The organism is Streptomyces sp. Tu 3180, from assembly GCF_009852415.1.
GTDB lineage: Bacteria > Actinomycetota > Actinomycetes > Streptomycetales > Streptomycetaceae > Streptomyces.
This window is the reverse complement of sequence record NZ_WOXS01000001.1, coordinates 94,697-114,887: the sequence shown is the minus strand read 5'-3', so window position 1 is coordinate 114,887 and position 20,191 is coordinate 94,697. Positions and strand designations below refer to the sequence as shown.

16 protein-coding genes and 3 pseudogenes are annotated in these 20,191 nt (G+C 66.8%); 16 read left to right on the top strand and 3 right to left on the bottom strand.

The features are described from left to right. Window positions 1-12 precede the first annotated feature (12 nt). Window positions 13-1,503, top strand: coding sequence for a hypothetical protein (locus tag GL259_RS00570; protein WP_243762150.1), 1,491 nt, complete (start codon window positions 13-15; stop codon window positions 1,501-1,503). Window positions 1,504-1,803: 300 nt separating this feature from the next. Continuing rightward, complete coding sequence (locus GL259_RS37525; RefSeq protein ID WP_166461395.1) at window positions 1,804-2,109, top strand: hypothetical protein; 306 nt, start codon at window positions 1,804-1,806, stop codon at window positions 2,107-2,109. A 16-nt stretch (window positions 2,110-2,125) separates the two neighbouring features. Here GL259_RS37525 and GL259_RS00565 read toward each other — a convergent pair. Then, window positions 2,126-2,239: pseudogene (locus GL259_RS00565) on the bottom strand (IS5/IS1182 family transposase); the annotation flags it as partial. Between the two features lie 504 nt (window positions 2,240-2,743). On the opposite strand from GL259_RS00565, the gene GL259_RS00560 reads away from it, so the two are divergent. Beyond that, on the top strand, window positions 2,744-3,049 hold the full coding sequence (locus GL259_RS00560; RefSeq protein WP_208026388.1) for a hypothetical protein: 306 nt from the start codon (window positions 2,744-2,746) through the stop codon (window positions 3,047-3,049). A gap of 60 nt (window positions 3,050-3,109) precedes the next feature. Then, window positions 3,110-3,802, top strand: a pseudogene (locus GL259_RS00555) (transposase family protein). A gap of 35 nt (window positions 3,803-3,837) precedes the next feature. Here GL259_RS00555 and GL259_RS00550 read toward each other — a convergent pair. Next, window positions 3,838-4,080, bottom strand: a complete 243-nt coding sequence (locus GL259_RS00550) for a hypothetical protein (RefSeq protein ID WP_159528220.1) — start codon at window positions 4,078-4,080, stop codon at window positions 3,838-3,840. A gap of 610 nt (window positions 4,081-4,690) precedes the next feature. On the opposite strand from GL259_RS00550, the gene GL259_RS00545 reads away from it, so the two are divergent. The 10 genes and pseudogenes from GL259_RS00545 (at window position 4,691) to GL259_RS38150 (ending at window position 15,221) form a co-directional block, all read left to right on the top strand. Continuing rightward, entirely contained in the window at window positions 4,691-6,154 is a 1,464-nt protein-coding gene (locus GL259_RS00545; RefSeq protein WP_159528218.1) for an NUDIX domain-containing protein, read from the top strand. Next, window positions 6,151-6,450, top strand: a complete 300-nt coding sequence (locus GL259_RS00540) for a hypothetical protein (protein ID WP_159528216.1) — start codon at window positions 6,151-6,153, stop codon at window positions 6,448-6,450. The genes GL259_RS00545 and GL259_RS00540 overlap by 4 nt, the downstream gene beginning before the upstream one ends. Then, window positions 6,447-6,992 (top strand): NUDIX domain-containing protein, encoded by a 546-nt coding sequence (locus tag GL259_RS38165; protein WP_243762149.1) that lies wholly within the window; start codon window positions 6,447-6,449, stop codon window positions 6,990-6,992. The genes GL259_RS00540 and GL259_RS38165 overlap by 4 nt, the downstream gene beginning before the upstream one ends. Then, complete coding sequence (locus tag GL259_RS00535; protein ID WP_243762148.1) at window positions 6,889-7,860, top strand: phosphotransferase; 972 nt, start codon at window positions 6,889-6,891, stop codon at window positions 7,858-7,860. The genes GL259_RS38165 and GL259_RS00535 overlap by 104 nt, the downstream gene beginning before the upstream one ends. Next, the gene (locus tag GL259_RS39455) at window positions 7,857-9,551 is read left to right on the top strand and encodes a GNAT family N-acetyltransferase (protein WP_159528214.1); all 1,695 of its coding nucleotides are present in this window, start codon (window positions 7,857-7,859) and stop codon (window positions 9,549-9,551) included. Before GL259_RS00535 ends, GL259_RS39455 begins: the two co-directional genes overlap by 4 nt. Before the next feature lie 38 nt (window positions 9,552-9,589). Then, a complete protein-coding gene (gene fxlM, locus GL259_RS00525) occupies window positions 9,590-11,950 on the top strand; it encodes a methyltransferase, FxLD system (RefSeq protein ID WP_243762147.1) in 2,361 nt (786 codons plus the stop codon). After that, window positions 11,947-12,132, top strand: a complete 186-nt coding sequence (locus tag GL259_RS37910) for a hypothetical protein (RefSeq protein WP_208026387.1) — start codon at window positions 11,947-11,949, stop codon at window positions 12,130-12,132. Before fxlM ends, GL259_RS37910 begins: the two co-directional genes overlap by 4 nt. 455 nt (window positions 12,133-12,587) lie before the next feature. After that, window positions 12,588-13,356 (top strand): annotated as a pseudogene (locus GL259_RS00515) (PIG-L deacetylase family protein). Window positions 13,357-13,436: 80 nt separating this feature from the next. Further along, on the top strand, window positions 13,437-13,946 hold the full coding sequence (locus tag GL259_RS00510; protein ID WP_159528210.1) for a GFA family protein: 510 nt from the start codon (window positions 13,437-13,439) through the stop codon (window positions 13,944-13,946). A 549-nt stretch (window positions 13,947-14,495) separates the two neighbouring features. Beyond that, complete coding sequence (locus tag GL259_RS38150; protein WP_243762146.1) at window positions 14,496-15,221, top strand: hypothetical protein; 726 nt, start codon at window positions 14,496-14,498, stop codon at window positions 15,219-15,221. Between the two features lie 141 nt (window positions 15,222-15,362). Here GL259_RS38150 and GL259_RS00500 read toward each other — a convergent pair whose 3' ends face one another. Continuing rightward, window positions 15,363-17,321 (bottom strand): hypothetical protein, encoded by a 1,959-nt coding sequence (locus tag GL259_RS00500; RefSeq protein ID WP_159528208.1) that lies wholly within the window; start codon window positions 17,319-17,321, stop codon window positions 15,363-15,365. Between the two features lie 392 nt (window positions 17,322-17,713). Here GL259_RS00500 and GL259_RS00495 point away from each other — a divergent pair, with 392 nt between their 5' ends. Continuing rightward, window positions 17,714-18,979 (top strand): ParA family protein, encoded by a 1,266-nt coding sequence (locus tag GL259_RS00495; RefSeq protein WP_159528206.1) that lies wholly within the window; start codon window positions 17,714-17,716, stop codon window positions 18,977-18,979. Continuing rightward, on the top strand, window positions 18,976-20,124 hold the full coding sequence (locus tag GL259_RS00490; RefSeq protein ID WP_159528204.1) for a ParB/RepB/Spo0J family partition protein: 1,149 nt from the start codon (window positions 18,976-18,978) through the stop codon (window positions 20,122-20,124). Before GL259_RS00495 ends, GL259_RS00490 begins: the two co-directional genes overlap by 4 nt. Window positions 20,125-20,191: the final 67 nt, after the last annotated feature.

Sequence of the window (20,191 nt, the reverse complement as noted above, 5' to 3'; positions counted from 1 at the left end):
AGTGTGGCATGCATGAACCAGCCTTGGAGGGGAAGCTTCCCGAATCCGTTCCCGCACACCGAACCCGGCCTGACACCACCCGTCACCCACGACGCGGTCGTCATCGTGCCCGGGATCATGGGCAGCGAACTCTACGACGTCACCACCAACAAGGTGATCTGGGGCTTAGCAAACGGCGGCTGGCTCGCCAAAGCGTGGCTGAGCCGTACAGGCCTCACCCAGCTCCAGCTCACCCCGGACGAACTCGCCGGCGACTACGGCCGCATCAAGGCACGCCGCCTCCTGCAAACCCCCGCCTGGAGCCCGTTCCTGCGCGGCATCGAGCCCTACCACAAACTTGTCGGCACCATCGAGAACACCGTCGCCCACCGCGACGCCCTCATGGCCTTCCCCTATGACTGGCGCCTGCCCGTTGCCGTCAACGCCCGCAGGCTCGCCAAAGAAGCCCGGGAGCACCTCCAGCGCTGGCTCGCACACCCAGCCCACGACGCCGCACGCCGGCAGGCCGTCGATGAACGCCCGGCCCGGCTCGTGTTCATCGCCCACTCCATGGGTGGCCTGGTCACCTACGCCGCCCTGACCCTGGGCGGCGACACGGCCCTGCTGGCCGACACCCGCGGCGTCATGACCCTCGGCACCCCTTTCAAAGGATCGGTGGTCGCCGCGAACATCCTGAACACGATCCAAGGCGGCCCGCTCCCCCTCCCCCACCGGCGCCTGGCCGCGGCGGCCGCCACCATGCCCGCCGTCCACGAGCTCCTCCCCCAGTTCCTCTGCCTCGAAGAGGGAACCGACGTCCGTCACCTGACTCCCGCAGACGTCGCTGATCTCGGCGGAGACAAAGACCTCTTCAAAGCCGCGCAGGACTTTTTCACCACTCTCCACGCCCAGGACCTGCCTCATCACCGCCCTGTGGTCGGGATCCGCCAGGACACCGTCCAGTCGATGAAACTCATCAATGGCGTCGTCTACGCGTCCGAGTACTGTTTCCGCACCGACACGGACGGCGAAGTCAAACGCCACCCAGACACAGGAGCACCACGCCGCTACCCCGTCTGGGGCGACGGAACGGTCCATCGCGAGTCAGCGTCCCTGACCCGTCGCGCCATCCCCGTCTTCGCCCAGCACGGAGCTATCGCCAACGGCCGCGAAGCACAGCACATCGTCTCCGACTTCCTCCTCGAGGATGATCACCTCGGGCCCGATCAGGCAGAAGACGGAATCGGCCTGAACATCCCCGACTACGTCACTCCCCAAAGCGCCTGGGACTGCATCGTCACCGGCAGCGACGATCCCGCCGAAGTCCACTGCACCGTCACCGCCGTCGACGAAGATTGGGAGATGCCCGTCCGGCACGAGGCCGTCGCCGACGGCAAACTCGGCGCCAAGGTCACCCTGCCCAACACAGGTTTGTACCGAGTCACCGCCAAAGCCGACTACGGCCCCGTCGTCACCCAACTCGTCCTCTCAGGCCCTCCCGACCAAGACACGGACGACGACTGACCGACACGTCAACAACACCAGACGTGCCTCGGCCGAGTAAACCCAACCGAGGCACGTCTGCGTCGCTCCGATAACCAGTCACCCCACCAGTCAGCAAAACGACAACCAAGCCCCAAGATCCACAGCTTGGATTGAGCCTGCTGGCCACGGTGATGACAGCGAAGCAGCAGCACCGCCGGGGCGCTGCTCCCACAGGAAGGCACATCAGACAGATCGCTGGACCGGGAAGACAGCCGGGCGGCGAGATACTGCCCCGTACGATCGTGCGGCATAAAGGATGCCGCAGGGAAAGGATCGGCTGTGGACGAGCAGGGCGAGGTAGTGGAGGAGTGCGGGGAGGAGTACACCGAGGAGCGCTTCACGGAGCTGGCCCGGTTTCTCTTCGCCCGTACGGACCGTCTGCTGCTGAGCCACCCTGTGGCCCCCGACACGGACCGAGCTGTGCAGGCACTGAACGACGCGGTGCGTGCACTGTTGGGCCAGGCGCGGGCGTTTCGGGAGTGGGGCAATGAGCCTGCCCTCGCAGGTACGTGGGACGCCCTCACCACGATCGCCCGGCAGTGGCGGCACCATCCGGACTTCCTCGTGATCTGGGAGGGGGAGTAGCCGGTTCTCAGGCCGAGAGTTCGGCCTGGCCGTGTTCGCAGCGGTGCGGGATGACCAGGCCGGCGCCGCGGTAGCTGCCATAGGCGATCACCGTGGCCTTGCCGACGGCGCCCTTGGCTCCCGCCGGCTCTGCGGGCGCTGAATCATCCAGCCTGGTCAAGGCGGCATACCGATACCCACAGAGAGTTCCACCGAGTCGGTCTCATCAGTGGACCTTCAGATTCCCGAGCTGTGGTGGGCCGCTGACCTGTTAGGGAAACGGGCGCAGGGGTGCAGCTTGTTTGAGGGTGCGAAGTGGAAGAAGGCCTGCGGCAGGAACTGGCCAGGGGTGCATCTGGGCGTTATGGGCAGAGCTCCTCGCCTCCGTACAAACGGCGGGGCACAGCTGGCGGCCCGTCATACGCCACGCCGGCCGTACTCTATGTGCCGTCAGCGAGGCTTCGGGCCACCGCGCGGCTCCGGTCCGAGCGCCGGCGGCAGGTGCGCTGCGGGATCACCGCACGGGTACGGTCCGGCCTTCGGCGGGTTTGCTGCGGGTAGGGAGAAGCCACCCGGAACGCCCTGCCGAGCTCCGGCCCCCGTGCGGCAGGCTGAAGCAGCAGATACCCGGTCGTACGTGTGGAACACTGCGAGCGTGCCCACCTGGATAACTCCGCGCCGTCTGGGCGCTGCTGCGCTGCTGTACGCCGTCTTCGTCGGCGGCTGGTACCTCGGCCAGCCCCTCCCCTATGTCGGCTGCTCTACCTCCGAAGCGATGCCCACCTACGATACGTCGGTCTTCGGGGAACCCGGCGATGTCTCTGACGACCTATATCGACCGATCGAGCAGTTTGAGCAGGTCATCACCACCGACTTCGTCTCCACCGACGCGTTCGTGCCGTGCGAGCCGTGGACGGGCCGCCCCCGTCTTGTCGCCTGGCTCATCGGGGACTGGCGCTAAAGAGCATTGCGGAAGACCGTGATCAGAGCATTTTCGATGTATGACTGAGGTGTTGAGGGTCTGCGGGTGTGGGTGGAGACGTTCACCGGGCTGCGAGTGAAGCAGTTCAGCCGACCACTGAGAGCGGCGCGGGAACGCGGTGGCGAAGAGTATGGATGGAGCCGTCCGCAGCAGCCTCTCTGGCCGAGCGGGTACTGCTGATGGCCGTGTGTGTACTCCCACACGAACGTCACCATACGGGAGCTCGCCCCGCTGCTCGCGTTCGAGCTGGCCCGAACCTCCCGGGAGACCGCCGAGCGACTGGGGACCGTGGACGGCACCCTCGTCCCGGTCCGCGACCGCAAGGTCGGGGCGTCCTTGCGCAACTACTGGTTTTCGGTGAACGTGCAGATCATCGTGGACGCCGAGTCTCGCCTGGTGGCCGTGGCTCGCCCGGCGCCTGGCAACACGGTGGACGCGAAGGCCTGGCGGGACTCCGGGCTCGCGGAGCACTGCGAGGGTGTGACGGTCCTCGACGACGGCGTCTACGTCAACGCCGGTCTGATCGTCCCGCACCGCAAACGCCCCGGACGACCTCTACTCAAGGATGAGGAGGACAATACAGCCCACCACAAGGTCCGCGCCCGTGTCGAGCACGTCACCGGCCCGATGAAGAACTACAAGATCCCCCACGACTGCCGGCAACGCGGCGACGGCCTTCACCACACCGTCCAAGCCGTCGCCCGCATGCACAACCTCGCCCTCACCGCATGAAACAACAAGCCAGCCGCCTGATTCAAACTGCGTGTTCACGGCCTTCTACAACACCCTTTAACGACCAGTTCCTCGTGGTCACTCACACCACCCCCGAGTAACAGCCCGCCATCTCCGTTCGGTGTGCCCGGCTTTCCCGACCAGAACAGCACCCCCAGGGCGTGGCGGATCACCGTCGCGGCCTGGACCGCTGTCGCACAGTCGGTGACTCCCTGCCGATCGAGCAGCAGTTCCTTGGGGCGGTCTTGTCGTCGGGCGGACATCAGGATTTCGGCCAACCCGGCTCAGTGCCGTTTCCTTGCACGGCAAGGACCGATGTACTGCACACCTTTAGCGAGCCGCTCAATCTCCGGCCACACAGTCCGACCGAAAGACACGTGTTCGAAACGCAGGCGGTGTCGTTGAACCCGGCGACACCGCCTCAAGTTTCCAAGAAAGGGAGCACGTTGACATCAGCTGGACCACCCAGCGACGAAAACCCAAAGGATCAGAAGACAGGGGCCACGGACGCAATCTCTGCTGCGGAACGCGAGCTGTATGGCAGGCAGCTCCGCTACGACCAGTCCCGCATACGTCCCGAAGGCCCGCTGGCCTGGCTCGGGTTGAGGCACATGATGGCTGCACTGCCGCGCATGGTGTTGCGCACCGGCTGGCAAACGGACCACCGGGTCCTGGCTGAGGCCATAGCGGTTCAACTTCGGGCAGGGGCCCTTATCAGGGAAGTTCACCGCTCAGTCCACCAGTACAGGCACCGTACCGGCGACCGGCACGGTACCCGACCTACGCAGTGCCTCACCGTCCGATCACGAGGAAGCGCGGTGACACACGGACCCAACCTGCATGAAACCGGCTCCGATCACATTCCCCCACCGAAGGCGAGGAAAGCCCGTGCCGCCCAGCCACTACGCCATCCGTAAGGCCGCCGAGGCATATCTCACCCGCCACCCGAGCGAGCGCGACACTCTAGTCGGGCTGCTCGCCGCACTGGACCGTCCCGACGATGCGACCAGCCGGAGGACACTGCCCGGGCACGTCACCTGCAGCGCGGTCGTCATCGACCGTGATTGCCGTATGTTGCACATCCGGCATCGGGCAACCGGCCTGCTCCTCGCACCGGGAGGACATGTCGAACCCGGCGACCGCACCCTGCTCGCCGCGGCGCTGCGCGAGGTGGCAGAGGAAGCCGGCATCCCACCGGGTGCCCTGTGCCTAACTCCGCAGACCCTCGGTGCACCGATCGACATCGACGTCCACGATATTGACGCCAGCCCCGCCAAGGGCGAACCGGCGCACCAGCACTACGACGTCCGCTATGCGTTCTACCTCGCTGACGAGCAGCCACCGGCGATCACCTTGCAGGACCAGGAGGTGTCCGGCGTCCAGTGGCTTGCACTCACCGATGTCACCTCATCGACACTACGGGCCAAACTCCTTGGCGCACGGCTCGACGGCCAGCCGGAGCCGGTGAACGCATCCGCACTCATCCACGACGGCGCCGGCCGCTATCTGCTCCACCTGCGAGATGACCTGCCCGGTATCTGGCAGCCAGGGACCTTCGCCCTTCTTGGTGGCGGTCGCAAGCAGGGCGACCAAAGTCTTGAGAACACGCTGCTGCGTGAGCTGTCCGAGGAAGTCCCCGGGCTCCGCCTGGAGGGATTGAAGCCGTACGCCACGGAGGAAGCCACCAGTGTCGACGGACTGTGCGTGCCGATCAAGGTCTTCTCCGGCCGCTGGCGCGGGAACCCTGACCGTCTCCGACTGCGGGAGGGGGTACTACTGCGCTGGTTCACCCCCGACCAGCTGGACCGGCTGCGCCTCAGCCCCGGACTCGGTGACCTGATCCACCGGCACGCGGCCGAGCACACCCCACAAGTGCAGCCTGCCGAGACACCACCCCTGTGGGATGAGGGCCGGCGGGCCGTGTTGAACGGCATCGGCGTCCACCTCCACCTGGAGGACGATGAGGGCCGAGTCCTTCTCGGGCTGCGCCACCCTGATTCCCGGTACGCGGGCAATACCTGGCACTACCTGGCCGGGCGCTGCGAGCAGGAGTCCGCCGTGGCATGTCTGGTACGGGAGGCATGGGAGGAGGCGGGGCTGGTTATTGACCCTGCGGACGTGGAGCTGGTGCACGTCGTGCACGTCGTGGACACGCCGGGCGGACAGCCGCTGCTGCAGTTGGTCTTCCGGGCCTGCCGCTGGAAGGGCGTCCCCGAGGTACGCGAGCCCGACAAGTGCCTCAGCTGGCAGTGGTGGCCGCCGCACGAGCTTCCAAAACGGATCGTCCCCTACGCCAGGGTAGCCATCGTCGGCATCACCGAAGGCCGCGCCTACTCGGAGATGGGCTGGTGAGCGACGTGAACCCGTACGCCGGGCTGTCCCGCTCCTTCAAGAATGACCTTGCCGACTCCGCGTTCAGCGACATGGCCGAACACCGCCTCCCCGTCGCTCGCACCCGGACTCCTGAGGACCTTCTCGGTGACCTGCGCACCACCAGCTTCGCCCGCCCCGCCCTCTTCGCCGACCGCCACCAGAAATTCGAGGCCGAGGCGCTCCAGCTGCTCCAGACACATGCCCGCAGCGGAGCCCTGAACGAGGACGCGGTGTTCACCGTGCCGCGCGCACACCGCCCCGGCGGTGACGCATGACCGGCACCCCTCAGCGGCACACCGAACCGCTCGACGTCCACCTGATCGCACTGCGCGACGGCACGACGGGGCCCGAGGTACTGCTCTCCCGGCGGGCCGGTGACGTCTACGCGGCAGGCTGCTGGCACCTTCCGTCCGGACATCTGGACGGCCCATGGGAGGACATGGTCACGGCGCTGGTGCGCGAGACCCAGGAGGAGACCAGCATTGTGGTCGACCCGGCGGATGTCCACGCGGCCGTCACCGTGCACCACCGCTCCCCCCGCCGGCAAAGCGCGCGTCGGGTTCTTCCTCGAGGTCCGGCGCTGGCACGGCACCCCGCAAGTCATGGAACCTCAGGTGTGCGATGCCATGGGCTGGTTCACGCTCGACGAGCTACCGCAGCCGATGGTCGCGTACTGCCGGGCAGGGCTGGACGCCTACCGGGCCGGAGCGCGGATGGCCGTGCATTTCCAGCAGCCCAGCGACCCGATCGCCTACGACCCGACCGCCGACCGGCTGGTCATGGTCCCCGAACGCGGCAGCCGCAGCGCGGTTCCTGAAGCCGCGGTGCGAGCCTTCGCCGAGCAAGCGGTAGGCCGGATCACCGGCTGGACAGACGTCTCCTGGACACACACAGAAAGCCGCGTATGGCGGGCACACAACACTGAGGGCGGCACCTGGTACGTCAAGATCCACCAGAACGACCGGTTCCACCAGCGTGAAGTCCGGGCACTCCGTGGCTGGGTTTTCCATCTCGGTGCGGCCGCGCCCCGGCTGGTGGCCGCCGACAAGTCTTTGCGAGCCGTGGTGCTCACCGCGGTAGGAGGCCGGTCTCTGTACGGTGCCGTTCACCCGCTCGGGCAGCAGCGCCGGATCTTCCACCGCATCGGGCAGCTCGCGGCGACCATCCACAGCAGCACCCCGCCCCGGCCGGCCGACGGCACACTGCCCTTGGGGAAGCTGGAGCGGCACCTGGACGGAGCCCGGCCCTATCTCGCGCCTAAGGATGAGGAGTTCATCCGCGCCACAGCAGAGAGAGTCTCCGCCCTGCCCGCCCTGGAGGCGGTGCCCACACACGGCGACTTTCAACCACGCAACCTGCGCTGGGACGAAGCCGCCGATGCCCTGTATGTGATCGATTTCGAGCGATCGGAAGAAGGCCCAGCGGTACGAGACTTCATACGGCTGTCCGATGCCTGGCACGGCCGCCCCGATCTCCTCAAGGCCGTGATGGACGGTTACGGCCGTCCCTTCACCACAGCAGAAGAAGCCCAGCTCACGATCTTGTCAGTGCTGGATGCCGTCTCCGGCATCTCCTACGGCGCCGCCCACGGTGATCCCGAACTGGTCGAGCGCGGCCGGCGGACTCTGGCCCGGTTGCACGCTGAACACAACAGTCTGCATTCAGCGAAAGGAGAAGCCCCATGAGCTCCGACACCGCACCCGCCGCCACAGCCGAACCACAGGACGCCGCTGGGCGACCACCGGTTCGCGCGGCAACCCCCGCTGACGCCGAAGGCATCATTCGGATGCGCTCCGAGTACGTCCTGTCCGCGCCCTTGAGTGAGGAGTGGATCCGGCGGTGCACGGACGAGCTGGCCCCGCGGCTGACTTCGGCGGGGGACGCACGGGCCTTCGTCATCGACGCGCCGGACGGCACGATGGCTGCCTGCGCCCTTGGCCTGATCCATCCCGTGCTCCCGGCACCGGCCTACCCGCGGGGCCTGGCTGCCCGCGTGCACGTGGTCGCCACGCACCCGGACCTCCGGCGCCGCGGCTACGCCCGGGCTGTGGTCTCCGCGCTGCTCGACCATCTCTCCGACGCCGAGCACGTAACGCTGTTCGAACTGCACGCCAGCGTGGAGGCAGCACCGCTCTACCGTGAGCTGGGCTTCATGGGTAGTCCGGCTCTGATGCGGATGACGCGTCTTAAAGAACCTGCCGCTGCGAGCACACCAGAGAACAGTTCTCCCTGGATGCCACCCGAGCAGTACGCCGAAACGGTGCCCAAGGCCACTTGCTTCGCATGCCTGTACTTCACCGACGAGGACGACCGAACGCTTCAGCTGCACTCCGTCTACTCCCCCGCACATCCCTGGCAGCTGGTGGGCGGAACGATGGACGCAGGTGAGCGGCCCTGGGAGACGGCCGTGCGCGAGTGCCGGGAGGAGACCGGCCTGGCACCGTCCGGACCGCCCCGGCTCCTGGCGGCCGTGTACGGGGCGCCCGGCACCGAGTGGCCCTACAGCACGATCGGGCTGGTCTTCGACGGCGGCCGGCTCACCGCGGCGCAGATACGCGGCATCACCTTGAATTCGCAGGAACACGACGAGATCCGCGTCCTGCCCCTGGCCGGGTGGAAGGCCCTGATGCCGTCCCGCGACTTCGCGCGCCTGAGGGCGGTAGCAGAGGCTCGCCGTACCGGCGAGGCCGCGTACGTCGGCACCTGGGACTGGGGGGGACGAATGAGCAGCAACATCGTATTGATGTCCGACCGGAGGGTAGCCGCGATTCCTGTTCAGGAATGCGACGAGGCCCTCGTCGACGTCCGTGCGTACGGCCTGAAGGCCGATGACCGCAAACACGACGAGGTCGGGGCCTACGCACACGTTCGGCAAGGAGTCCTCACCCGGTTGCTGCACGCGCAGTCACTGTTGCCCACCGGCGTGCAACTGCTGTTCATCGAGGGCTTCCGGCCGCCGGTCCTGCAGAAGCAGTACTTCGAGGAGTACTCCGACGAACTCGCCCGGACTCACCCGGACTGGCTGGCCGCCGAGCTCCGCGAGGCGGCCAGCCGCTTCGTGTCCCCTCCGGAGATCGCGCCGCACTCCGCCGGCGCGGCCGTCGATGTGACGCTCATCGACTATGAGGGCCGGGAGCTGGACATGGGCACGCGCGTCAATGCCAGCCCCGAGGAATCGAACGGCGCCTGCTACACCGACACCCCCGGGCTCAGCGCCCGGGCACGGACGAACCGGGCCACCCTCAAGGCCGTGCTGTCGGCGGCCGGATTGATCAACTACCCGACCGAGTGGTGGCACTGGAGTTTCGGCGACCGGTACTGGGCGCTGCAGACCCGGCAGTCTGCCGCCCTTTACGGCCCCGTCGAACTGCCGTAACGCCGCACCACCCGGCTTTCATGCACGAGGAGCGATCTGTGGGATACACCCCGGCCTATTGGTCCGAGCACTACAACGCGGGGATCCGCTTCCGACAGCTCGGAGACGAGGAGAAGGGCCTGCTCGTCAAGCATGCACCAGCCCCCGAGGGCGGCCGTGCGCTCGACGCTTGCTGCGGCACCGGCGAGATGGCCGCTTACCTCGCCTCACTCGGGTACACCCTTGACGGCGCCGACTTCGCCGAGGGCGCCCTGGAGCGGGCCCGTACGGAGCACGCTGGAGTCGGGGGGGTGCGCTGGCTGTGCCTGGACGTGGAGCACGACGACCTGGCCGCCCTGGCCGAGGGCGGCTATGACCTGATCACCATCCGTCTGGCCATCGCCTTTGTCCGTGATCGCGCCCGGGTGCTGCGGCGCCTGGCCGCGCGGCTGCGGGAGGGCGGGATGCTCATCGTCATTACGCCGGTCGCGGAGCGCACTCCCGAGGAGCGGCGCCATATCGCTCTGGACGAGAGCGAACTCGCCGCGTTGGTCGACGGATTCGCTGTATGCGAGCGGTTCGACGCGGAGGGCTTGGCAGTGCTGGTCCTGCACGGTCCGGATGGGTCGTACAGCACAGAGGAGAAGCAGCGGCCCGAGCCACAGGCTGTCTTCGGGGCCGCGGTAGTGGTCACCGACGCGTTCGGGCGGGTCCTGCTGGGCCGCTCAACCCAGGGCATGTGGGAGCTGCCGGGCGGCCGGATCAAGCAAGGCGAAGCCGCGCCAGCGGCTGCCGTGCGGGAGCTCGCTGAGGAGAGCGGACTGACCACGCGCGTGGAGGACGCTCACGTCGTCACCGTGCTGCACGATGACCGGCTGGACGTACGCCGCATCATCGCCGTGGTCCGCGTCATCCGCTGGGACGGCGAACTGAGTCTGCTCGAGGCACACAACTTCGTGCGCTGGGAGTGGCACGACCTACACACCCTGGCCACCCTGGGCCGGATCTTCGCGCCCAGCGCACAAGCCCTGACCGCAGTATGGCCCGGGGTGCTGCCAGGGCTGGCGCCTGTCCACTCCTACCCGTGCAGCACCACCGTACCGCCGGTGCCCGGAGAACCAGCCGAGGCTGTTCGTCTGCGCCAGGCGATGGCACAAACAGTGATCGACGGAGGCTGGGCCCCCTCCGAACCGCTCCAGGATGCGCTGCGAACCGTGCCCCGCCACCGCTTCGCGCCGGAAGTAAACCTGGCGACCGCGTACGACGGCGGCGACCGAGCCGTCATCACCCGGCGGGACAGGACCGGAGCGGCGATCAGCTCGGTGTCCGCGGCCTGGCTCCAGGCTGACATGATTGAAAGCCTGCGCCTGAAGCCGGGCGCGATCGTGTTCGAGGCGGGATCCGGTGGCTACAACGCCGAGCTGATCACTCATATCGCCGGAACCGAGGGGCGTGTGGTCACCGTCGATATCGACCCGTGGGTTGTGCGCCGCACCTGTCGGTTCACCATGGAGGCCGGCAGTGGGCGTGTCACCGTCGTCGAGGCCGACGCGGCCCTCGGCGCTCCTGCACACCTCGTGCCGCGCGGCGGCTTCGACGCCAGCGTGATCACCTACAACTGCTGGGACATCACCCCAGCCTGGCGGGAGCAGCTGGCCGAGGGCGGACGCCTGGTCCTGCCGCTCGAGATCGGCGGCTACACCCGGGCGATCGCCTTCGAGCGGTGTGGCCAGGTGCTGCACGCCCGCCACTTCACACATTGCGGCTTCGTCCGGGACCAGGGACAGCAGGCCCGCACCCTTCCGGTCACCGGCCTCCTCAACGGCGAGCTGACACTCCGCTTCGACAACGGCGCCGCCGCCCCGACGACAGGCCTGGAAGAGGCGCTGCGCGGGCCGCGGTACGAAGTGGCCACCGGCGTCACCATGGGGGCGGGCGCCTACTTCGGCTCCCTGCAGCTGTACGCGGCTACCACCCTGCCCACCTTCTGCCGGCTGACCGCCCATCGGAACACGGGCGTCACCGGCATCGCGAAGGACCGTGACGCACCGGCGATCATCGGCGATGCCTCGCTCGCCTACCTGATCCACGTCCAGAGCTGGCACAGCAAGCACTCCGAGGACAAGGAGTGGGAGTGGTTCGTCCACGCCTTCGGTGAGCAGGGTCCGCAGCTCGTCGAGCAACTGGTGGCCACAGTGCGAACCTGGGACCGCCACGTGCGCACCGACGACAACAGTAAACACACCGATCCGGCCCTGACCGTCCACCCGGTCGGCACGCCCGACGACCTGCTGCCGGCCGGGGACGTCCTGGACAAGGAGCACTGCCGCCTGGTGCTCCGGTGGCCCGGCCGGAACAGCCACCTCCCTGGCCCCGCTCGGCGCAGCGACGCGATCACCACAGTCACGGGAAAGGCATGATCATCTGGCTGAACGGACCGTTCGGTGGCGGCAAACCCACCCTCGCCTCCCCACTGTGCCGCGCTCTGTCTGGCGCAGTGGTAGCTGACCCGGAGGCCATAGGCGACCTGCTGCGCAGCACACTCGCCAGCCGCGACCTGCAGTGCCGGGATATCAGGATCTACCACTGTGGCGGCAGCTGACCGGCGCCTTCGTCGCTGGTCTGACCCGGCACACGAGCAGTCCCGTCATCGTGCCGATGACCCTCCTCGAGCCCGCGTATCCCACTGAAATCTTCACCCGCTACGCCAGGCCGGCAGCTCCCACCACCTCGTCGTGCATACCAACCTCGCAGCGCTCCAGGAGCGGATCGAGGCCAGCTGGGAGTTCCCCAGTGACGCCGAACGCAGCGAAGCCGTACGCACCTACCGCCGCCGACGCGCCCGACTACCACCAGGCTGCCACCGACTGGATGCATACCGACGGGCACGTGATCGATACCAGCGCCCTCACCTCCGGACAGACCCTCCAGACCGCCCTCGCCTACCTGCGCCTCATGACCCCTCGACCCGCCCCTATGACCGGTCAGCAGTACGCCCAATCGTCCTCTGCCCCCCCTTGTCCGACCGTTCGTTGGACACGATCACCGTCCCGGGAGATACCCGTGTTACCCAGCTTGCTCGGCGTCTTCGCCCACCCGGATGACGAGTCCCTCCTCGCCGGCGGCGTGCTCGCCCAGTACGCCGCCGTCGGAGCCCGCACGGCGGTGGTCACCGCCACCTGGACCCGGGACAGCCAGCGGGCCGCCGAGCTCACTGCGGCTCTGGACGTTCTCGGCGCGGATGCGCCACGGATGCTCGGATACGGCGATGCACGCAATGCATCGTCGGCACCCGGCCGACCCCGCTGGTACGACGTGCCCCTGGACGATGCCGTCACCCAGGTGGTCACGCACATCCGACAGTTCCGTCCCGACATCGTCGTGACGCATGACGCGCTCGGCCAGCTCACCGGCCACCCGGATCACCGGCGCACCCACCAAGTGACTCTGCTCGCCGTAGAGGCAGCCGGAATCGTTCACCTTCATCCCGAGGCCAGCGAGCCGTGGCAGCCCCGCGGGGCTCTACGCGGCCACCCACCCTCAGTCCGGGATCGACGATCTTGAGCCGTTGCTGTACGGGGTAGGCAAAACCCTGCTGACCGTGCCCCACGAGCACGTGACCGCCATCGTGAACGTAATGGACTGGGTCGACCGTAAATGGGCCGCTATCTGCTCACACCGCAGCCAGCTCCAGGGCGAGAGGCCGCTGCCCGCACTGCTCTCCCGATTCGACGACGAACGCCGTGCCCGGATCATGGGCACCGAGTACTTCACCCGCATCTGCTTCACCGCAGACGGGCCCAGGCTTGGGCAATTGACGCCCTAGCGCAGCTAGGAACCCGGCTTCCGTCCACCACAGAACAACCGTGACCGACCACTCGACCGAGAACTCTCAGGAGAAGACTCATGCCCAGCTCACCCCACCCCGTCGGCCACAGGACCAGCTCCGTTTCCATCGGGAGTTCCTCAACTCTCACGGAACCCGGAGCCGTCTCGTCCGATCCCACGCCCGAGGTGCGGACTGGACGGTGCGAGTGCGGCCACATCACTTACGAGGTAGCCGGAATCCCGGACGATCCACACCTCTGCTCGTGCCCTCACGAGACACGCATCTCCGGCGGGCCCGCAGTGCTGTGGGTGGGCTTTCCGAAGACCACACTGGCCTGGACCGGCCCCGGCGGCGAACCGACCTGGTACGTGACCTGGCCCACCCTCCACCGCGGCTTCTGCCCTCGCTGCGGAAGCCACCTCGCCTCCGTAGACACCGACTCAGACATGATCATGGTGACCGGCTTCAGTCTCGACGACCACAGTGGCATCGACCCCGTCGGGCACTCCTTCCGCAAAGAGGCCGTGCCGTGGATGACCGTCACTCTTGCGCCTGATCCGCGCGCTGCACAGTCAGCTTCATCGTGACCGCCCCAGCTCTTCCGACCTTCCCCTACGGGGATCCGCGGTTCGGAGCAAGTTGTCGGCAGGGGCGTGCAGCATGGAGTTCCGGCCCGCTGAGCGCGCTCCAAAGGCGCACCAGCAGTCATTGACCACAGATGAGTCCGCAGGCGGCTTGTGGTCGACGGAAGAGTGCGCCGGTGCCCAGCGCGCGGGGTGTCTCTGCCCACGCCGTGATGAGCCTTGTCTCCGATCGGTTCCTGTGATCACTCGCACCGGCAAGTGGCACTACATGCGCGAGGGTTGCGCCCCTCTTCTCTTCGGCTGGGCGTGACCCATCCTCATCTGCGAAGGAGATCCCGCTGACGTGCACAGATGCATGCGTTGCAAGGACTGCAGTGAGCTGCGGTCAGCTGATCGTTGTGCACTCGGAGACTGCCCATCCCGAGTGATTCACATTCTGTGAATCGCTTCTGAGCGGGCAGACTGTCCTCCATGGCAGATCGCGTCCGGAAGTCCTCATCCCCAACAAAGCCCCTGGTCAAGGCTCGCGTTCAAGTGGGGAAGATAGACGCTGTGGCAGTCATCGGTGAGCTTCGCCAGCTCCATGAGGAGGCCGATGATCCGAACGTGGAGCGCATGCCGGCTGACGATGAGATCTTCAGCGCGCTTCTGTACGTCGAGAAGCACGCCGCTGCTCTACGCAAGCTTCCGCCCGAGAAGCAGAAGGCGGCTGCTTTCAAGCGTGTCCAACTCTGGGAGTACCTGCGTGAGCGCGCTGAGATCCATCAGGCTCAAGCCGTCACTGACGCGCGTGTCGCTGGTGCCGAATGGATTGAGCTGGCGCCCGCGCTTGCGGTGAAGGCCGCCAGCGCGGCCTACAACAAGGCCAGGCGGCTCCAGGCCGCAGTGCTGGCAGACGAAGCACATCCAGAGCCCGTTCGCCGTACCCCCGAGGCGGTCGTTGCAGCCGAACAGCGTCTTGCCCGCCGCCGCGCGGCTGAGCAACGAGCCCAGGAAGCCGCCCGTCACCGGCACCATCTCCTAGTGCCGGTGGCGCAACGGCTCCTGACTCACCGGGATGGTCTCGTCCTGGATGAGGACGCCGAGTACTGGCTGGACGAAGTCGCGGAAGTCCTGTCCAACTGCAGTACGCCCACTCAGATGGTCAGCCTCGGCCGCTACTTGGATGCCGCAGTCCGTGCTCTGAGTAAGTTGGAGCAACGTACCGCCCGCCCAGTGACAACCGATGATGAGGCGCGTCTGGCGTTGTCCGCAGCGGTTGAGTTCTTGACCCGGTAACCACCGCAACTGCGCACCCATCACGCTCGGCTCACATGGTCTTGGCCGGGAAAAGGCCACGAAGGATGCCCAGCCCTCGCATGATGTGCAGCGGGGCGGGCTGGTGATTACGGCGTAATCACCCGCACCGCGGGAGCGGCGTCAGCGCCGGGAGAGGATACGCGTGAGACCGGCAGCGATAGTGGTGGCCAAGATCCATCCTGCGGCGATCAGTCCTGCCGCAAACCACTGCTGCCATCCGTGCGGATTGAAGGCTTGCTCCTGCCCAAAGCTCACGACGGGCAGCAGCAGGTCCAGAACGAAGAGGAAGGCATTGAACGGCGGTGCCTCGGCCGGCTTGGCCGCAGGAGGCTGACGCGAGGCGAACACCACCGTCGCAGTGAGGAGAAGAAGTGCGAGCCAACCGGCGGCCCGAGCGGGGCGGTAGCCGTAGCCGACCGTCCAGTCCTGGACATAGCCCCACAGACGGAGGGCAGGAGGTTGTGTCGCGCGCTGGCGGCGGCACTTGGCGAGCAGCACCTCACGTGCTGCAGCGTCATGCCCACTGCTGGTGTAGGCCGCGGCAAGCTGCTCGTAGGGCTGCGGCAGGTATCCGCTGTTTTCCTTCGCCAGCCAAGCAAGCCGGGACTCGACGGGCAGGGCCGCTTCCAGTTGCTGATAGACGAGTCCGTCCAAGAGAAGATCGTCAGGCCAGCGGGCGGGGACATCGGTAAACACGTCGACCTGTGCATACCGCAGGTCGACGGGCCCACTCAGCTCGGTGTAGGCGTCCGTCTTGACCGACCCGGCCCTCACCTTCCGCAGCGACAAAGAGCCAGTGATGGTCGACCGTGCCAGGCACACGGCGCTGGTGGCCTGGCTGCCGGTGAAGGACACACTGCCATGGGAGACGAAGCCGTCACAGCAGTCGAGAGCACCGCCTACAGTCAGTCCCCAGGCGGTCAGCGTGTTCCCGGACAGGTTCCTCAGGCGGGCGCGATGGAATTCAGCACTGGCCCCGACGCTGGCGTCGCTGAGCACGATCTGCCCCTCGGACGTCAGGCCATCGCAGTACGCGCGTCCGAGCACGTGGAGTCGGCGAGCCGACAGCGTGTCGCCGTGCGGGTTGTGCAGCTGTGCTTCCGCAAGTTCGACTGAGCCGTCGATGTGCGCATCGTCCAGGATGACTTGACCGTGGGCTGAAAAGCCCGGTGTGCCGACGAGGTCTGCGCCGATGCGGATGAGTGAGGCGTCGAGGGCATTTCGGCCGGAGGCATTGAGTGTCGCGCCTTGCAGCGCCAGCTGCCCCTGTACGGATGCTCCGGCCAGGAGGACAGTTCCTTCGACGGTGGCGTCGGTCAGGGTCAGAGGGCCATCCACGTGCAATCGTTCCGCGCTCAGTGCAGTGCCGCTGGGATTGTCCAGGCGTGCTCCGGTGAGCACGCAGCAGCGTGAGACTTTCGCGTCCTGCAGCCTCAGTTCTCCCTGGGAGAGCACGGCGCGTGAGGGTGTGAGAACTTCCCCGTAGAAGAGGCCGCCGTCCACCACCAGTCCGTCGCCGTTCAGGGTGACACCGTCGGGATTGATGATGTGGGTAGCTTCCATGACCAGCGTCCCGCCGATCCGCGCGCTCCACATCAGCAGCTCGCCGTGGATTGTGGCGTCGCGGCAGATGAGATCGCGTTCCACGATGAGGCTGTCGGCGTGGAGAGCGGGAGCACCGCTGATCGACATGCTGGACAGGTCGGCTGTGCCGGTCACATGTGCTCGGGTGAGCCGGACGGGCTGGTCGCTGCGGCATCCCGTAAGGCGGAGGAATCCATCAACGCGTGCGTCACGCATCAGCAGGCCGGGGAGTCGTGAACCACTGAGACTGACCAGTTTCGTGGAAGCCGCCTCCAGGCGGGGCTCCTGCTGGAAGGTGCAGTCCGTCATAGCGAGCGCGTAGGGCACATCGCAGCCGGAAAGGTCCAGTTCTCCCGTCACCGCTGCTCCGCGTAACCGCAGGGCAGAAACGTGTCCAGGCGCTGGTTCGCATTCGCCGAGCAGCAGGCGGGCTATCACTTCCGCACGCACGACCATGTCGGGGTCCGACGCAGGCCTGCGGGGGGAGTGGCTCATGGTGACGGTCCTCCCTGTGGGGAAGGCATCCCACACCCTCTGCTCGGCAACGGTAAGAAGACGACCAGACACGCAGCTCCCCCTGAACAGACGGACGGGACAATCCGCACGGGTCTCCTGGTAGCGGAGATGGGCTTGCGGCGATAGTGCGGCAGCACCCGATCCTCCAGCCGGGTGCCGTGCGGAAACCCTGCCCGAGCTCTCCCCCGGCTGCCGGTACCGCACACTCGTCGCGGCCGGTGATTACGCCGTAATCACCGGCGGGCTGACGGTCGGTCGGCGCGCCGGGTGATTACGCCGTAATCACCCAGGCGGTCACCGTCATACATCAACTTGGTCTAACTAACGTGTCGGCGTCTCGATGGATCATGAACGTTAGTATGGTGTCTCACATGAGTTCGCCAGCCACCTCCAGCGACCGCGAGAAGGTCGTCTCCAAACTGCCGGGATGGCTCCGGCAGAACCTCAAAGTCAGAGCCGCTCAGCACGGCATCGAGATCCAGACCGCCGTGGAAGAAGGCATCAGCGCCTGGTGCGACCTGGCCTCTGCCACCGCGGCGGTCGACACCGCCGGAGCCGACTCCTTCGCCACCTTCCTGCCTCCCGGCCAGTGGGAAGAGTTCCGGCAGATCGCCGCCGACCGACGCGTCTCACTCATCCAGGGCCTCGCCCAGTCCGTCCAACTGTGGCTCGACACCCATCCGGCCCCGGAGATCGAGCGGCCCTCCATCACCCGCCGGATCGTCGTCTGCAACCAGAAAGGCGGAGTCGGCAAGACCGCGATCACCGCAGGTTTGGGCGAGGCTCTTGCAGAGGACGCCAACACCCTGCACCCCGTCCGCGTCGCCAAAGCCCTCACCAAAGCACTGCGCGCCAGCGAAACCCACCCCGACGAAGCCGGGCCGGACGACGACCCGCTCGACATCGAGAACCTCCCCGGCCCCGGCCTGCGTGTGCTTCTCGTCGACTTCGACCCGCAATGTCACCTCACCAATCAGCTCGGCGCCGCGCCCCTGCCCATGAACGGCGACAGCCTCACCAACCACATGGCAGGCGACCCGAAGGGCGACCTGAGCGACCTCATCGTCTCCATCGACGAAGACACCTTCAACGGCCGGCTCCACCTGCTGCCCGCCTGCAATGACGCGTTTCTGCTCGATGTGCGGCTCTCCGCCGTGCGTGCCCGGGAGGCCGCCCTGGAGCGGGCTCTCGCCCCGCTCGAAGCTGATTACGACGTAATCATCGTGGACTGCCCGCCCAGCCTCGGCCTCAGCATGGATGCCGCCGCCTACTACGGCCGTCGTCGTGACGGAGAAAGCCCCGGACAGTCCGGTGCTCTGATCGTCGTCCAGGCGGAAGACAGCTCCGCCGACGCGTACGAACTGCTCACCACGCAGATCGACGACCTCCGCGGTGACCTCCAGGTCGATATCGACTACCTCGGCATCGTCGTCAACCTGTACGACTCCCGCCGCGGTTACATCGCCACCTCTTCTCTCCAGGGATGGGTGGACATAAAGGATCCACGGGTCGTCGGCCTCATCGGAGACCTCAAGGAACAGAAGGAAGCCGTCCGGGTGAAGAAGCCCTTGCTGTCCTATGCCCCCAAGTCACAGCAGGCAGTCGGCATGCGCGCGCTCGCCAGGGAGGTCTTGTGAGCAAGGCCGATCGACTCGGTGCCGGCCGATTCGGTGGGGGAGTACGTCCTGTCAGCGCACGCCGCCAGGCCGTGGCTGCCGCAACCGGTGTGCCCACCGAGGGCGTTGCCCCGCCGGCAGAACTCCCTGTCGAACGCATCAGCCCTAACCCGGACAACCCCCGCTCCGCACTCGGAGACCTCACCGACCTTGCCGGCAGCCTGAAAACCCACGGCCAGAAGCAGGCGATCACGGTCATGAACCGCGACGCCTACGTCAAAGCCAATCCGGACCGGGAAGCCGACCTCGAACCGGACACCACCCACGTCGTCATCGACGGCAGCAGCCGCCTCGCCGCCGCACGCGAGGCCGGCCTTGCCACCGTCAAGGTGATGGTCAGCGATGACCAGGGCACCACCTCGGAGGAACTCCTCGAGTCCGCCCTCGTCGCCAACATCCACCGGCAAGACCTCGAGGAACTCGACGAAGCCCGCGCTCTTCAAAGGCTTCTGGCCATCCACGGAAGCCAAAGAGCCCTCGCCAAGCGCCTCCACCGCTCTCAAGGCTGGGTGTCACAGCGTCTCGCCCTGCTCAACCTCACTCCCGAGCTGCAAGCACGCATCGGCGAGGAACCCATCGACCTGCTGCGGGCTGTCGGCAACAAACCAGCGGACCAGCAGGAAACAGCTCTGCAGGAACTGAAGGCAGAAAGAGCACGAAAAGAAGAAAAGGTACGTACCCCGGCAAAGCATGCCACGCAACCGACAACCGGCACGCCCGCAAGTTCACAGGACAGCCCTGCTGATGATTACGGCGTAATCACCGACACCACGGCTGGCAGCGAACCGCATGGACACAAAGCAGCCGAACCATCTCCGGCATCGGAGGAACCAACCACCGCAGGGCACCCCGCGACACCTGCGCCGGAGGCCACGGAGCATGAGCCGCCCGCCGCTGAAGCGAGGAAGGACACGCCATCCGTTCCCGTGCAGGCCACCGCTCCTACGACAGCAGTCGGTGCAGGAGAGCAGCCGAAGCGGTTCCCCTACGAGGACGGCGTGTACGCGGCACAGCACCTGATCCACAAGATGCCGCCTGAGGAGTTCAACAAGATGCTGGACCTGCTCATCAAGCACAGGGACGGCCAAACGGTCCGCACCGGCTGATCCTGTTACAGCTGATGGCCAGCTTGGCCGAATGGGCGGCACTACACAGGGTCGGTCCCTCTCCTGA

Excerpts from the sequence above, each read along its gene's own strand:
- GL259_RS00510 (WP_159528210.1), top strand. The coding sequence starts at position 13,437 with ATGCCCAGCTCACCCCACCCCGTCGGCCACAGGACCAGCTCCGTTTCC.
- GL259_RS00500 (WP_159528208.1), bottom strand. The coding sequence starts at position 17,321 with ATGAGCCACTCCCCCCGCAGGCCTGCGTCGGACCCCGACATGGTCGTG.
- GL259_RS39455 (WP_159528214.1), top strand. The coding sequence starts at position 7,857 with ATGAGCTCCGACACCGCACCCGCCGCCACAGCCGAACCACAGGACGCC.
- GL259_RS00535 (WP_243762148.1), top strand. The coding sequence starts at position 6,889 with ATGGCCGTGCATTTCCAGCAGCCCAGCGACCCGATCGCCTACGACCCG.
- GL259_RS38165 (WP_243762149.1), top strand. The coding sequence starts at position 6,447 with ATGACCGGCACCCCTCAGCGGCACACCGAACCGCTCGACGTCCACCTG.
- GL259_RS00570 (WP_243762150.1), top strand. The coding sequence starts at position 13 with ATGAACCAGCCTTGGAGGGGAAGCTTCCCGAATCCGTTCCCGCACACC.
- GL259_RS00495 (WP_159528206.1), top strand. The coding sequence starts at position 17,714 with ATGAGTTCGCCAGCCACCTCCAGCGACCGCGAGAAGGTCGTCTCCAAA.
- GL259_RS37910 (WP_208026387.1), top strand. The coding sequence starts at position 11,947 with ATGATCATCTGGCTGAACGGACCGTTCGGTGGCGGCAAACCCACCCTC.